A 14,126-nucleotide genomic window follows, 5' to 3' on the forward strand; every position below is an offset into this window, starting at 1 on the left:
CAACGTTAAAGCACAAACTGAAACTTTAGACGAAGACATCTTATGATCGCTAATACATTTATAAAAAGACCTGTAACAGCTATCGTGATATCAATCGTGCTGATCATTACCGGTACCGTGAGTATCCTCATGCTGCCTATAGACCAGTACCCTGATATTACGCCGCCTGTTGTACAGGTTAACGGGCAGTTTACCGGGGCCGATGCGCAAACGGTTGAACAAACCGTAGCCACGCCCATTGAAGAGCAGGTGAACGGAACGCCCGGCATGGAATACATGCAAAGCAACAATACCAATAACGGGCAAATGAGCATGAACGTAACCTTTAAAATGGGTACGGATATTGACGTTGCCGCGCTTGATGTTCAAAACAGGGTTAGTATTGCTACCCCCCTATTGCCGGCCGTAGTAAGCAGGTTGGGGTTAACTGTACGCGCTGTAAACCCAAGCATGCTGATGATGGTGGCTATTTACGCGCCTAAAGGCACGCATAATATTACGTTTTTAGATAACTACACCAACATATTTATCCAGGACGCGCTTTTGCGTGTACCGGGTGTGGGCAGCATCAACCGTTTTACGGATGACTTCAGTATGCGTATCTGGATGAACCCGGATAAAATGGCTGCCTACAGTTTAACCCCACAGGATGTAATTACAGCGCTCAATGCTCAAAATGTGCAGGTAGCAGCGGGAACGGCGGGTGTACCGCCACAGGCCTCCAGCCAAACTTATGAGCTGGGTATTTTAGTGAACGGCAGGTTAAGCAAGGTATCCGAATTTGAAAAGATCATCGTAAAAACCATCCCGGCCAGCGGTCAGCTGGTTTACCTTAAGGATGTGGCAAGGGTTGAGCTGGGAAAATTCACCTTCTCCAGCAACTCATTTGTTGATGGGCATAAGGCTTCCTATCTTCAAATTTACCAGGCACCGGGCAGCAACGCGCTCGAAACTGCTAATGGGGTATACGCGGCCCTTGCCAAGTTAAAAACCAACTTCCCATCAGATGTAGAATACCGGGTGCCGTTTGAGTCGGTTACTGTGGTAAAAGTTTCTATGGAAGATGTAGTAGGTACCCTTTTGAAAACATTGGGGCTGGTGGCCGTGGTGGTATTCCTATTTCTGCAAAACTGGCGGTCAACACTGATCCCTGTCCTGGCTATCCCGGTATCCATTTTCGGTACATTTTGCTTTTTTATCCCGCTGGGCTTTACCATCAATACCTTAACCATGTTTGGTTTTGTACTGGCCATAGGTATTGTGGTTGATGATGCCATTATTGTGGTGGAGGCGGTACAGCATTATATTGATAACGAGGGCATGTCGGCCAAGGAGGCTACTTACCAGGCCATGAAAGATATTTCGGCGCCGGTTATCGCTATTGCGCTGATTTTGGCGGCGGTGTTTGTACCGGTAGGTTTTATCCCGGGCATTGTTGGGCGCTTATATCAGCAGTTTGCCATTACCATAGCCATATCGGTAATGATCTCGGCATTTATTGCTCTTTCGCTAACGCCGGCATTGTGTACCCTGTTACTAAAACCATCTCATATTGATGGTGAGGCAAAAGGCATCAACAAATTATTTTTCAAATTCAACAGCTGGTTTGAGCGCGTAACAGCCAGTTATACCGAAGGTGTGCGAAAGAGTATCAAAGCATCACGCTTTGTAGTGATCATACTACTTTGTATCTGCGTAGGCACTTACTTTTTGTTCCAGGCTAAACCATCAGGCTTTATTCCATCAGAGGATGACGGCAATTTATATGTGACCTTTCAGTTACCACCGGCATCTTCCACAGCACGATCTGTTGAGGTGATGTCGAAACTAATGAAAGTTATCGGTTCAACACCGGGAGTGGCGCATTTTGCAGCACTATCCGGATTGAATGTGGTAACCAATGCCAGCAATTCAAATAACGGCACCATTTATTGCCAGCTTGCCCCCTGGGATGAACGCAGCAAGGAAACCGAACAGGTGCCGGGCATCATAGGTGAACTGCAAAAACGGATTACCGACGCAGGGATCAAGGATGCCAATGTAGAAGTGATCCAACCCTCGCCCCTGCCGGGCATTGGAACAACCGTAGGTTTCAGCCTGCAGATTGAGCAACGCAGCACTACCGACAATTTGCAGGCCTTTCAAAAAGTGGTAGATAACTTTGTAACCGAAGCCAATAAAAACCCGGTTATATCCAAAGCATTCACTTTTTACACCTCGCATACGCCTAACTACAGTTTAACTGTTGATCGCGAAAAATGCGAAAAACTGGGTGTTAACGTCGCTGATGTTTTCACAACCATCCAGGCCTACATGGGTAGTCTCTATATCAACGACTTTACTACCTATAACCGCACCTTCCACGTGGTGGTGCAGGCCGATACGGCTTTCCGTAAAGTTGTGGCCAATATGGATAAATATTATGTGCGCAATCAAGCTGGCGATATGGTGCCTTTAGGTACCCTGATGAGCTATAAACCTGTTGATGCGCCGCCGCTTATCTCCCATTTTAACATTTTCCGCACAGCAGAGGTAGATGGATCAGCAGCAGAAGGTCATAGCAGCGGCGAGGCCATTGCAGCCATGCAGGAACTGGCAAAAAGAGTTTTACCGGAAGGGTACGATTACGAGTTTTCGGGACTGAGCTATGAGGAGATCAAGGCGGGGTCAACCACCATTTACATCTTCCTCTTTTCCATCACCTTTGTATTCCTGTTTTTGGCAGCCTTGTATGAAAGCTGGTCGGTACCGTTCTCCGTGCTTTTAGCTGTGCCGATAGGTGCCATGGGTGCTATTCTTGCACTGGTACTGGTGCCAAGTTTAACCAATAACGTGTACGCGCAAATCGGGTTGATTACGCTCATCGGGCTCGCGGCCAAAAACGCCATTTTGATTGTGGAGTTTGCCAAGGTAAGGGTTGATATGGGTGAGGAACTCATCCAATCGACATTGGAGGCGGTAAGCCTACGTTTGCGGCCGATCATCATGACTTCCCTTGCATTTGTTTTGGGTGTACTTCCACTTGTACTGGCAACCGGTGCAGGTGCTGTAGCCCGCAGAACAATAGGCTTTACAGTTTTAGGGGGGATGATTGCGGCATCAACACTGGCAATTTTTATTGTGCCGGTGCTGTTTGTGCTCATCACCCGCTTCTCCTACGGTAAAGAAAAACTGGAATACCTGCAGGCGCACAAGGAAGACCTGAAAGAAAAAGCTAAAAAAGTAGAGGCTCAGAGCATTGATCCTGAACTGGAATATGAGATTGAAAAATCCCGTGCATTACATAAAGCTAACTAAGGATGATTTCAAATACATTTATCAAAAGGCCCGTAACCGCCATAGTGATCTCGCTGGTGCTGATGATTGCCGGGGTGATCTGCCTGTTTAACCTCGCGGTTGATCAGTACCCCAATATCTCGCCGCCAAGTGTATCGGTTAACGGGTCGTATACCGGTGCCGATGCCCAAACTGTGGAGCAAAATATCGCTACACCTATTGAGGAACAGGTAAACGGTACACCCGGCATGGAGTACATGACCAGCACCAGCACCAATAGCGGTAGTATGGGTATCAGGGTAACTTTTAATATAGGTACCAATGTACACATAGCGGCACTTAACGTGCAAAACCGTGTTGGTATTGCCGCCCCCCTGCTGCCATCGGTAGTGAGTAAATTAGGACTTACCGTACGTGCCAGTAACCCAGATCAGCTGATGCTGGTGGCCATTTATTCGCCAAAGCATAGCCATAGCATTACCTTCCTGGATAATTACACAAGTACCTTTATCCAGGATGCTATATTACGCGTTCCTGGTGTTGGCGACGTGAGTGCCCGTACTGATAATTTCAGTATGAGGATTTGGATGAACCCCGATAAAATGGCATCCTACAGCCTGACACCGGCCGATGTAACAGCAGCCTTAAATGCGCAAAACGTTTATGTAGCTGCCGGTTCTGTTGGTGCCCCTCCGCAGGATGCCTCCCAAACCTACGAAACCGGAATTTTGGTTAACGGCATGCTCAGCAAGGTGAAGGATTATGAAAATATAGTGGTGAAAAGTATTCCAGGAACCAGTCAGCTGGTGCACCTTAAAGATGTGGCCAGGGTTGAGCTGGGCAAATTCACCTTCTCCAGTAACGCGTTTGTGGATGGTAACCGGGCTTCCACCATCCAGATCTACCAATCGCCGGGAAGTAACGCCCTGCAAACTGCCGAAAACGTATATGCTGCTTTAGCCAAATTAAAAAAATCGTTCCCCAAGGATGTTGATTACGTGGTGCCTTTTGAATCGGTAACCATTATCAAAGTGTCGATGGATGAAGTAGTAGGTACACTGATCAAAGCACTGATTTTGGTGGCTATTGTGGTATTCCTTTTCCTCCAAAACTGGCGCTCAACACTCATCCCGATATTGGCTATCCCGGTATCTATACTGGCTACGTTCATTTTCTTCATTCCATTGGGCTTTACTGTTAATACATTAACCATGTTTGGCTTTGTACTGGCCATTGGGATTGTGGTGGATGATGCCATTATTGTGGTGGAAGCGGTGCAGCATTATATTGATGAGCAGCACATGTCGCCCAAGGAGGCTACCTATCATGCTATGAAGGAGATCTCCGCGCCTGTTATCGCCATCGCGCTCATCCTGGCATCGGTATTTGTGCCGGTTGGCTTTATCCCCGGCATTGTCGGGCGTTTATACCAGCAGTTTGCCATTACTATTGCCATATCGGTGATGCTTTCGGCATTTATCGCTTTGTCCTTAACCCCCGCACTTTGTACGTTGTTATTAAAGCCTACCAAGCCCGTAACGGATAAATCAAATTTGCTCGACCGTTTTTTCCGGGGATTTAACCGCGCGTTTGAAAAGATTACCTTCAAGTACACAAATGGCGTACACCGTAGCATTAAAGGTGCAAGATATATCGTGATTATATTGGTATGTATCTGCGTTGGTACTTACCTGCTTTTCAAAATAAAACCTTCGGGTTTTGTACCGGCGGAAGATGGCGGCCGGTTATACGTAACCTATCAATTGCCCGAGGCTTCCTCCACCATTCAGTCTGTTAATGTGATGAACAAGCTGATGAAAATTGTGGCTTCAACACCGGGTATCATGCATTATACAGCTATCTCGGGGTTCAACATCTTAAATGGTGGCGCCAACTCCAATAACGGCTCCATGTTTTGCATGCTCACACCATGGGATGACCGCACTACACCGGATACCCGGGTGCCGGGACTTATGGATGTCATTAAAAAGAAGATTGCTAAAGCCGGCATCAAAAATGCCAATGTGGTAGTTGCACAGCCGCCGCCTATCAGGGGTATTGGCCAGGCTGCAGGCTTCAGCATGCAGATTGAGCAGGGTAACTCTACCGATGATATTTACACCTTTGAAAAAGTGGTTAAAAAGTTTGTAGCAGCAGCAAAAGCAACGCCTGCAACGGCAGGTGCCTACAGCTATTTTTCGGCACATACGCCAAGCTATCAGCTTAATGTCGACAGGGAAAAGTGCGAAAAGCTGGGCATCAATATTTCAGATGTTTTTTCAACTATGCAGGCCTATATGGGCAGCTTATTTGTGAATAACTTCACCCTCTATAACAGGACTTACCACGTGGTTGTACAGGCGGATACGGCCTACCGGGCGCTAATCTCAAACATGAACAAGTATTATGTGCGCAACTCTGCCGGCCAGATGCTTCCGTTAAGCGCTGTGATCAGCTATAAGCCGATAGTAGCAGCCCCGCTGATCACCCACTTTAATATCTTCCGCTCGGCCGAAGTTGACGGTTCTATCCCACCCGGATACAGCAGCGGCCAGGCCATTGAAGCTTTGAAGGAGTTAGCATCCAAAACTTTGCCGCGCGGCTATACTTATGAATTTTCGGGATTGAGTTATGAAGAATTAAAGGCCGGATCAACCACGGTATATATCTTCCTTTTCTCCATCGTATTCGTATTCCTGTTTTTGGCGGCTTTGTACGAAAGCTGGTCGGTACCGTTTTCGGTGATGCTGGCTGTTCCGATAAGTGCGTTTGGCGCTATCCTGGCGCTTACCATGGTACCAACGATAACCAATAATGTTTACGCACAGATTGGGCTTATTACTTTAATTGGTCTTTCTGCCAAAAATGCCATCCTGATTGTGGAATTTGCCAAGATCAGGGTCGACCGTGGCGAGGAACTTTTGAAATCCACTCTCGAAGCCGTACGCCTCAGGTTACGGCCTATCATCATGACTTCGCTCGCATTTATCCTGGGTGTATTGCCGCTGGTGTTGGCAACCGGTGCCGGTGCCGAATCCCGGAATACCATAGGCGTAACTGTTTTAGGGGGGATGATAGCCTCATCAACCATTTCCATATTTATTGTGCCGGTGCTTTTTGTGTTGTTTACCCGTTTCTCCTATGGTAAAAAACAACTGGATTATCTGCAGGCACACCATGAAGAACTGATGGAAAAAGCGAGGAAAGTAGAAGCCCAAAATATCGACCCCGAACTGGAATATGATATTGCTGAGGCACATGCACAGCATAACGAATACAAAGCTTCGGTAAAACAAAATAACAAATAGCAATCATGAAAAATACAGAACTGCTATCGCAAAATTTAAGGTTGATCAATCACCTTTATACCAGGAACCTTACCCGGGAACTGTCTTCTATCGAGGCGAACCATCATTTTGAGGTGCTGCTTACATTGGCTAAACAACAAAAGCCAATCACTCAAAATCAATTAGCCGAATTGTTGCACATCGATAAATCGCGGGTTGCACATATCATTTTTTCGATGGAAGAAAGTAAGATAGTGCTGGTAAAAACCAACCCGGCCGACAGGCGGCAACATCTCATTTCGCTCTCTCAAAACGCGCTGAAAGTTATCCCATACATCGAACAAAAGGTGATGGAGATCAATGAACTGGCAAACACGGGCATCAGCGAAGAAAAACTGATGGTTTTTACAGAAGTAGCCGAAGCAATGATGCAAAATTTAACAAAGAAAAAACAAACTAAAAATCCTACTGAGAACGATCAGTTACCCGATCCCGATAATGACTGAAACAGAACTACAAAGCCGCTTTACGAAAGTAGAGCGGCTTTGTAATTTGAAAGTGTTTAAATTCCCTCCCTCGGGAGGGGTGCGCTTGGAGTGTGTGATCGCAGGGAGAGGTTTATGCGCCATTTCAAACTAATAAACCAGTCGATGAAACCCCTCCCTACACCCTCCCAAGGGAGGGAATCGCACAATTCCACGCTTTTTTATTCTTCCAAATGCCCGTGATGATCACAGCCCTGCTATATGCAGAATAGATTTCCAATAGCGAACATCTTTATATTAATCCCCAAAACAGCGATATTAGATACCGACTTATTAATCCTATGAACCAGCTCATTAACTTTTTCTGGACGATCCTCGGTTTTGCAGCAGTGCTGGTCTACTGGGTTTCGGCAGGCTTATCCGCCTGGTTTTACATCTTTATTGTACTAAGCATTATTCCGGCGTTTCTTTCTCAAAAAATATTCGCAGGGCTCCAACTTAGCAATAGCACAGAACTTTACGAGCGTTTAGGGGTCAGGTTCATTCGTAAATTTGTTCAGCAGGGCGATATTGCCAATCGCCTGGTCAGGAAAAATGATCCGGCTTACCAGGTAATCCGGATAAAAGCAAATCCTGAAGGCTACCTCAAAACCATTATGATGTACGAGCGGTATCATTTCATTTGCCTTATTTTCTTCCTGCTCACAAGCGGCATGGCACTGGTTGAGGGCCGCTACATACAAGCCCTGATCATTATGATAAGCAACATGTTCTATAACTTCTATCCCATTTTGCTGCAGCAGTATAACCGGATCAGGATATTGAGATCCAGTAAAAAATTCAAGAACCCGATAAGTTAACATAGAGCTCGCAAAGCCACCATACCAGTATGGCAATTATCAAACCTATCAGACAACTGCTTATTGGGCTTTACATCCCGTAAACTGCAGAAACTGCAATGAACACGCGGTAATCTCAAAGCCCTGCCACAAAACATGGCAGCAAGTTTTTTAATTCATTATTTTAACCTTTACGAATAACATTAACGATGATTGCTGTATTTTGCTGCAAAATTTTCTTTTTAACGGCCGCCTGAAATGAACTTCACCCCAAAAATCACAAACCGGTTTACTTATATCATTCTGTTGTTGTTTCCATGGCCTGTTTTTGCCCAGGACCTGGTTAAATATGTACAGCCAATGGCAGGTACGGCCATCGCTACTACAGCCTCTGCGCTGAAGCATGGCCAGACGGCTGATACGAGGTTTGCCAATACCATTCCCGCGGTTACTTCCCCCTTCGGCATGACACAATGGACACCCGAGACGGAATCTGGTGAAACCAAGTGTATCCCCCCTTATTATTATAAAGACAGCATATTCAACGGCCTGCGCGGTTCACACTGGTTAAGCGGTTCATGCACGCAGGATTATGGCAGTTTTACTATTATGCCCATCACAGGCAAGCTAAAAACAACTAATTATAGTGCAGCATTTAAACATGCCGATGAACAATCGTCGCCGCACGTTTACAGCGTAAACCTTAAGCAATATCAACTGAAAGCCGCGGTAACCGCTACAGAGCGTTGCGCCATGATGCAATTTACCCTGGAGCAGGCCGACAGCCTTTATTTATTGATTAAAGCCAATAGTGATTACCACGAAGGCTTTGTAAAAGTGGATAAACAAACCGGCGAAATATCAGGCTATAATCCGGCTCACCGCATTTACCAGGGCTGGGGGAAAAGCGCAGGCTTCAGTGGTTTCTTTGTGATCAGGTTTGAACGAAGTTTAGGTAAAACGGGCACCTTTTCCGGAGATAGAATATTTACTGCGGATAGTATTAAAAACGATGCGGGTACCGGCATTTACGCCGGGTTCAAGCTCAATAAAGGCGAAAAGCTAATCATCAGGATAGGCACTTCGTTTACCAGCCTGGATGGGGCCCGCAAAAACCTGCAGGCCGAGATGCCCGGATTTGATTTTGACCGGGCTGTGGAAAACAGCAAATTAAAATGGGAAAAAGCTTTAGGGCAAATCAGTATATCAACCAGCAGCGAACGGGATAAGCGCATTTTTTATACATCGTTTTATCACGCCATGCAGCAGCCACGTCTTTTTAATGATGTTGATGGCAGGTACCCGCGATTTTCAGGTAATTACCAGATCGAAAAGTTATCAGGGGGTAATTATTATGATGATTTTTCGATGTGGGATATTTACCGGGCGCAGTTACCGCTGTTTGAGATCCTGAACCCGCCTTTGATCAATAACCTGGCAAAATCACTGATCCTGAAAGGCAAACAAGGCGGTTGGATGCCTATTTTCCCTTGCTGGAACAGCTATACATCTGAGATGATCGGCGATCATACAGCCTCGGTAGTCAGTTCGGCATACTTAAAAGGGATCACTGACTTTGATGCTGAGGATGCTTACCAGATTTTAAGGCGTAACGCTTTTGATGTGCCTGCCAACCGGGCCGACTATGTGGAAGGCAAAGGGCGCAGGGCATTGGATAGTTACCTGAAATATCAATACATCCCGGTTGAAGACAGTGTGTTGGATGCCTTTCATAAAATGGAACAGGTAAGCCGTACAATAGAATATGCCTATGATGATTACGCACTGGCGCAATTTGCTAAAGCTTTGAAAAAATCTGCCGACTATGCGGCTCTCAGCAAACGGGCAAAATATTATACCCATGTATTTGACCCGTCAACCGGATTTGTGCGCGGTAAACATGCCGATGGCAGCTGGGTATCCCCTTTTAATCCGGATAAAAAAGAAACCTATATTACAGAAGGTACCGCACGGCAATATACATTTTATGTACCGCAGGATGTACCCGGTTTGGCAAAGCTGATGGGTGGTACAAATAAACTCGAACAGTCTTTAGACAGCCTGTTTGTAAAAGGTGAGTACTGGCATGGCAATGAGCCAGGGCATCAGATCCCTTTTATGTATAATTATACTCCATCGCCGTGGAAAACACAGGCGGCAGTGCGCAAAATCTTAGCTGCCGAATACAGCGACGGACCCGGTGGTTTGGGTGGCAATGATGATGCAGGGCAAATGTCGGCCTGGTATATGTTTGCGGCTATGGGCTTTTACCCGGTAAACCCTGTATCGGGCGAATATCTGCTATGTTCACCTTTATTTGATAAGATTGCCATTACCCTTCAAAACGGCGGCAAGTTTGAAATCACCTGTCATAAAGCAAATCCGAAATCTATGTATATCCACACAGTAAAATTAAATGGTAAAACAATGCCCGATAATTTTATCCGTTACAGGGATATTATGGCCGGCGGCAGGTTGGAAATTTTTATGCAGGACAAACCGGATACGAATTGAGCCTCCCACCCGCACCATCAACCCTCAGGGATGTAAATAATTACAACAGCTGCTAATTAGTTGGGATACACGGCACACAGAAACAAGCTACTGAAAATCATAGCCAGTAGCCATAATTTCCAATTGCCTGACGGGAGCACCAATTTAAATTCAAACCTTTTCTTTAACAAGGTAAACAGGCAGAAGTGGCAACTCTTGCGGAACGTTGATATCATTGCTCCGTTTGAACCCGTAGCTTTCAAAAAAATCCAGATAGGGGTTATTTTCATATTCGCTTATCCAAATTACCTGCTGCATAGTTGAAATTGAAAGGCATTTTTTAAATAACGATTCCCTGATTAAAGGATCATTATATTTCTCCAGCACGCTAAAATCAGCTATCCTCGCCAAAGTTTTACCGGCAAAAAACGCAGGTCTTGCACCTTTGGATGTTACTTTGGCATAACCGGCAGGCTCATCATTTACATAAACTATCAGGTATTGATTGGACATACTATTTAGCTCTATCACCAATACCTCTTTATTAAAGTTTGCATCGATATAATTTTCAAGCTCCTGATCAGTGACCCTTCCTGCAAATTTTTCTCTTGCAGTGGCTTCGGTTATAAAAGATAAAATATCAATCCCCTGTTGATTTCCAATGGTGAATTTTGTTGTGATTTCAGCTGCCATTTTTTAATATATGTTTTATGCAGATTGAAGGAGTATTACTCATTTTCGTGGGCGCTACTCATTCCCTTCATTACAAAATTAGATATGTACATTTCCTGTTAGTTTACCTAAGTCGCCAAATATTTTACGATTCCGGCCAATCCCGCCTTCTTACTTTAAGATGATATTATGAACCGCCCTTTTATCAAACTACGACCTCATTGACCCAAACCTACCGGAAAGAAAATAAAGGATGTGGTATTTTCCCATGTGTTTGTGGTACTTTTAATCTGTCTGCCTTTAAATAAACTTTGACCGGGTTGGCCATAATTTTATGCAGAGGCTATGTTATTTTTGTATCGGATGCCCGATCAAATATTTACATCAATGCAATGCTCCCAATATTAACTGATCTTATTGCCAGCAATCTCAGTGTTGTTTTTTGCGGGATTAATCCCGGCTTAAAATCTGCGTGGGACGGGCACCACTTTTCGGGGCGGAGCAACCGCTTTTGGAAAGCTTTGCACCTGGCAGGCTTTACACCCCATCAAATTGAGCCGTTGAATGATGCATCTATCCTTGATTTCGGTTACGGGCTGACCACTGCCGTAGAAAGGGCAACGGTGCGGGCAGATGAACTTTCCAAAGATGAGTTTGCCGATTCCATCGAGGCTTTCAAAATAAAAATGGCTCGTTTCCAGCCTAAATATATTGCATTCCTTGGTAAACCGGCTTATATAGCCTTTTCCGGTAAAAAGCAAATTTTGTGGGGCCCTCAACCGGAAGATTTTTGTGGGGCAAAGGTTTGGGTACTCCCTAATCCGAGTGGTTTAAACCGGGGATTTACCCTTAATGATCTTATTACCCATTACAAGGAATTGTATGAGGCTATTTCAAAGCCGACTGCTATAATATAGCCCAACAGTAGGTATAGGCGCAAGGAAATCGCTTTTAAAATCAATAGTAAACACGTGGCACCTAACGGAGCCTTAAAGCTTCCATTTTGTCTCCTATAAACACGATACTCCTACGGAGTTTTTAGCAATTGATAAGACACTCCATAGGAGTATCGTGTTTATAGATATTTTGACCCCAATATAATGGCTCCGTTAGGTGCCACGTGTTTACTATCGATTTCAAAAGCAATTCCCTTGTAATGAGCGGATTTCTGCTTGTGCTTACGCTTTTAATAAAGTATTTTTACCTATAAGTCGAACATAGATAAACCAACCAATAGAAGCCTATCCATACTCCAATATCTTTGAAAAACGAGTTTAAAAATATTGACTAACTGGCAAGCATTGAACATAACAAAATTGCAGTATGAAAGTCATATCAGTAAATGTAGGCCAGCCACGGGATATTCCATGGCGTGGACAAATGGTTAGAACATCCGTATTCAAAACGCCTGTTGCCGGGCGTATTCATGCAAGAAAATTCAACTTAGACGGCGATGCCCAGGCCGATCTCATGGCCCATGGCGGCGAGCACCGCGCCGTTATGGTTTACCAGGCCGAATCATATCAATACTGGGGTGAAACCCTGCAGCGTACAGATTTCACTTATGGGCAATTCGGCGAAAACTTTACCATAGAGGGACTGGCCGATAATGAGGTTTGCATTGGCGATCGCTTCAGGATCGGTTCGGCAATTTTTGAAGTTACCCAGCCCCGGGTAACCTGCTGGCGCGTGGGTATCAGCACCGGGGTACCGGAAATGCCGGCCCTGCTTGTTACACATAAACGACCGGGGTTTTATTTCCGTGTGATACAGGAGGGAGATGTTGGCGCGGGCGACGTGATAGAAAAGATTGCCGACGGCGATGAAAAAATGACCGTTGCTGATATTGAAGCGCTGCTTTATTTAAAAGATCACCCTGAAGATAAACTACAACAAGCCTTAAAAATTCCTGCGCTTAGCCAGGGCTGGAAAGGATCATTTCAAAATTTGCTTGATGCTGTTTTGCAAGGTGCCGCCAAAGGAAATGCCGGTTTGAGCGGCCCAATTGAACCACTTGCCTGGACAGGCTTCCGACCGTTCATCGTAAAGCGTACGCGTATGGAATGTGAAGGAGTGCGTTCCTTTGAACTGATACCATCCGAAGGCAACCCAATACCTTCTTTTTTGCCGGGACAACACATTGCAGTCCGGATACACCCAACCAGGAGCGGCGCTCCACTGATACGGATGTATTCTCTTTGCGGGCCGCCGGGTGAATCTGGTTTACGCATTGCGGTAAAGCTGGAAACAAACGGCGCGGGTGGCACTTATATGCATGAACAGGTACATGATGGCGACCTGTTAGAGATCAGTGCACCGCGCGGCACTTTCACTTTGACGGAAAGTAAAAAGCCATTGGTTCTTCTTAGCGCCGGGGTAGGCATTACGCCTTTATTAAGTATCCTTCACCATGTTGCCCGCCTCGATCCTGACCGTGAGCTTTGGTGGATCCATTCCTGCAGAAACAGAACTTACGAGGCATTCAGGGATGAAGTAACAACCCTTGGAATGCAGTTGTCCTCATTTCAGCGAGTGGTCATATACAGTTCCCCCAATAACGGTGAACATTGCGGCATTGACTATGATATTAAAGGGCACCTTGATTTGCAGTCCTTACAGGATATGCAACTGCCGATAGAAAGTGAATGTTACTTATGCGGGCCGCCGGCCTATCTCTACAATATCACCGCTGCATTGAAGACCATCGGAATAGCCGATAATAATATTAAATCCGAACTATTCGGAAGCAGCCCCGAAACGGCTGGCGGAAACGGGAAAGCCCCTCACCTTCCCGCAGAAAATACCGGGCTGGGTCCACTCGTTACTTTTAGTAAAAGCAAAGTCTCTTTTCGGTGGCATCCCCGCTTTGGCAGTTTGCTGGAAGCAGCTGAAGCTTGTGATATTCCAGTTAAATGGTCATGCCGGATGGGCGTTTGCCATCGCTGCGAAACGGGTATGATTGACGGAACGGTTGGTTATTCCCCAAATCCGCTTGATCTTCCGGCAGATGGGAACGTACTGATCTGTTGCGCTGTTCCGGAAAGCGCTGTAGACCTGGACTTGTAAATAACTAT

General features: G+C 45.6%; 8 protein-coding genes. 7 read left to right on the plus strand and 1 reads right to left on the minus strand.

Features of this window, described 5'->3' with window-relative positions:
* The first annotated feature begins 42 nt into the window (after positions 1 to 42).
* The 5 genes from ACFFGT_RS08540 (at position 43) to ACFFGT_RS08560 (ending at position 10,401) form a co-directional block, all read left to right on the plus strand.
* Positions 43 to 3,297 (plus strand): efflux RND transporter permease subunit, encoded by a 3,255-nt coding sequence (locus ACFFGT_RS08540; RefSeq protein ID WP_377022099.1) that lies wholly within the window; start codon positions 43 to 45, stop codon positions 3,295 to 3,297.
* Positions 3,298 to 3,299: 2 nt separating this feature from the next.
* Positions 3,300 to 6,584: an efflux RND transporter permease subunit gene (locus ACFFGT_RS08545; protein WP_377022100.1), complete on the plus strand. Its 3,285-nt coding sequence runs from the start codon at positions 3,300 to 3,302 to the stop codon at positions 6,582 to 6,584.
* 5 nt (positions 6,585 to 6,589) lie between these two features.
* On the plus strand, positions 6,590 to 7,069 hold the full coding sequence (locus ACFFGT_RS08550) for a MarR family winged helix-turn-helix transcriptional regulator (RefSeq protein WP_377022101.1): 480 nt from the start codon (positions 6,590 to 6,592) through the stop codon (positions 7,067 to 7,069).
* 320 nt (positions 7,070 to 7,389) lie between these two features.
* Positions 7,390 to 7,908, plus strand: coding sequence for a glycosyl-4,4'-diaponeurosporenoate acyltransferase CrtO family protein (locus ACFFGT_RS08555; RefSeq protein ID WP_377022102.1), 519 nt, complete (start codon positions 7,390 to 7,392; stop codon positions 7,906 to 7,908).
* 237 nt (positions 7,909 to 8,145) lie between these two features.
* Positions 8,146 to 10,401, plus strand: coding sequence for a GH92 family glycosyl hydrolase (locus ACFFGT_RS08560; RefSeq protein WP_377022103.1), 2,256 nt, complete (start codon positions 8,146 to 8,148; stop codon positions 10,399 to 10,401).
* A 150-nt stretch (positions 10,402 to 10,551) separates the two neighbouring features.
* Here the strand turns inward: ACFFGT_RS08560 and ACFFGT_RS08565 are convergent, their stop codons facing one another.
* On the minus strand, positions 10,552 to 11,073 hold the full coding sequence (locus ACFFGT_RS08565; protein ID WP_377022104.1) for an N-acetyltransferase: 522 nt from the start codon (positions 11,071 to 11,073) through the stop codon (positions 10,552 to 10,554).
* A 371-nt stretch (positions 11,074 to 11,444) separates the two neighbouring features.
* Here ACFFGT_RS08565 and mug point away from each other — a divergent pair, with 371 nt between their 5' ends.
* Positions 11,445 to 11,969 carry a G/U mismatch-specific DNA glycosylase gene (mug, locus tag ACFFGT_RS08570; protein ID WP_377022105.1) on the plus strand — a complete coding sequence of 175 codons (525 nt, stop codon included), beginning with the start codon at positions 11,445 to 11,447 and terminating at the stop codon, positions 11,967 to 11,969.
* A 406-nt stretch (positions 11,970 to 12,375) separates the two neighbouring features.
* Positions 12,376 to 14,118: an MOSC domain-containing protein gene (locus tag ACFFGT_RS08575; protein ID WP_377022106.1), complete on the plus strand. Its 1,743-nt coding sequence runs from the start codon at positions 12,376 to 12,378 to the stop codon at positions 14,116 to 14,118.
* Positions 14,119 to 14,126 lie beyond the last annotated feature (8 nt).

It is taken from the genome of Mucilaginibacter angelicae, from assembly GCF_042434235.1.
Taxonomy (GTDB): domain Bacteria; phylum Bacteroidota; class Bacteroidia; order Sphingobacteriales; family Sphingobacteriaceae; genus Mucilaginibacter; species Mucilaginibacter angelicae.

What these genes read in the sequence shown, in the direction of transcription:
- mug (WP_377022105.1), top strand. Translation starts at nt 11,445, where the DNA reads ATGCTCCCAATATTAACTGATCTTATTGCCAGCAATCTCAGTGTTGTT.
- ACFFGT_RS08550 (WP_377022101.1), top strand. Translation starts at nt 6,590, where the DNA reads ATGAAAAATACAGAACTGCTATCGCAAAATTTAAGGTTGATCAATCAC.
- ACFFGT_RS08555 (WP_377022102.1), top strand. Translation starts at nt 7,390, where the DNA reads ATGAACCAGCTCATTAACTTTTTCTGGACGATCCTCGGTTTTGCAGCA.
- ACFFGT_RS08560 (WP_377022103.1), top strand. Translation starts at nt 8,146, where the DNA reads ATGAACTTCACCCCAAAAATCACAAACCGGTTTACTTATATCATTCTG.
- ACFFGT_RS08565 (WP_377022104.1), bottom strand. Translation starts at nt 11,073, where the DNA reads ATGGCAGCTGAAATCACAACAAAATTCACCATTGGAAATCAACAGGGG.
- ACFFGT_RS08575 (WP_377022106.1), top strand. Translation starts at nt 12,376, where the DNA reads ATGAAAGTCATATCAGTAAATGTAGGCCAGCCACGGGATATTCCATGG.
- ACFFGT_RS08540 (WP_377022099.1), top strand. Translation starts at nt 43, where the DNA reads ATGATCGCTAATACATTTATAAAAAGACCTGTAACAGCTATCGTGATA.
- ACFFGT_RS08545 (WP_377022100.1), top strand. Translation starts at nt 3,300, where the DNA reads ATGATTTCAAATACATTTATCAAAAGGCCCGTAACCGCCATAGTGATC.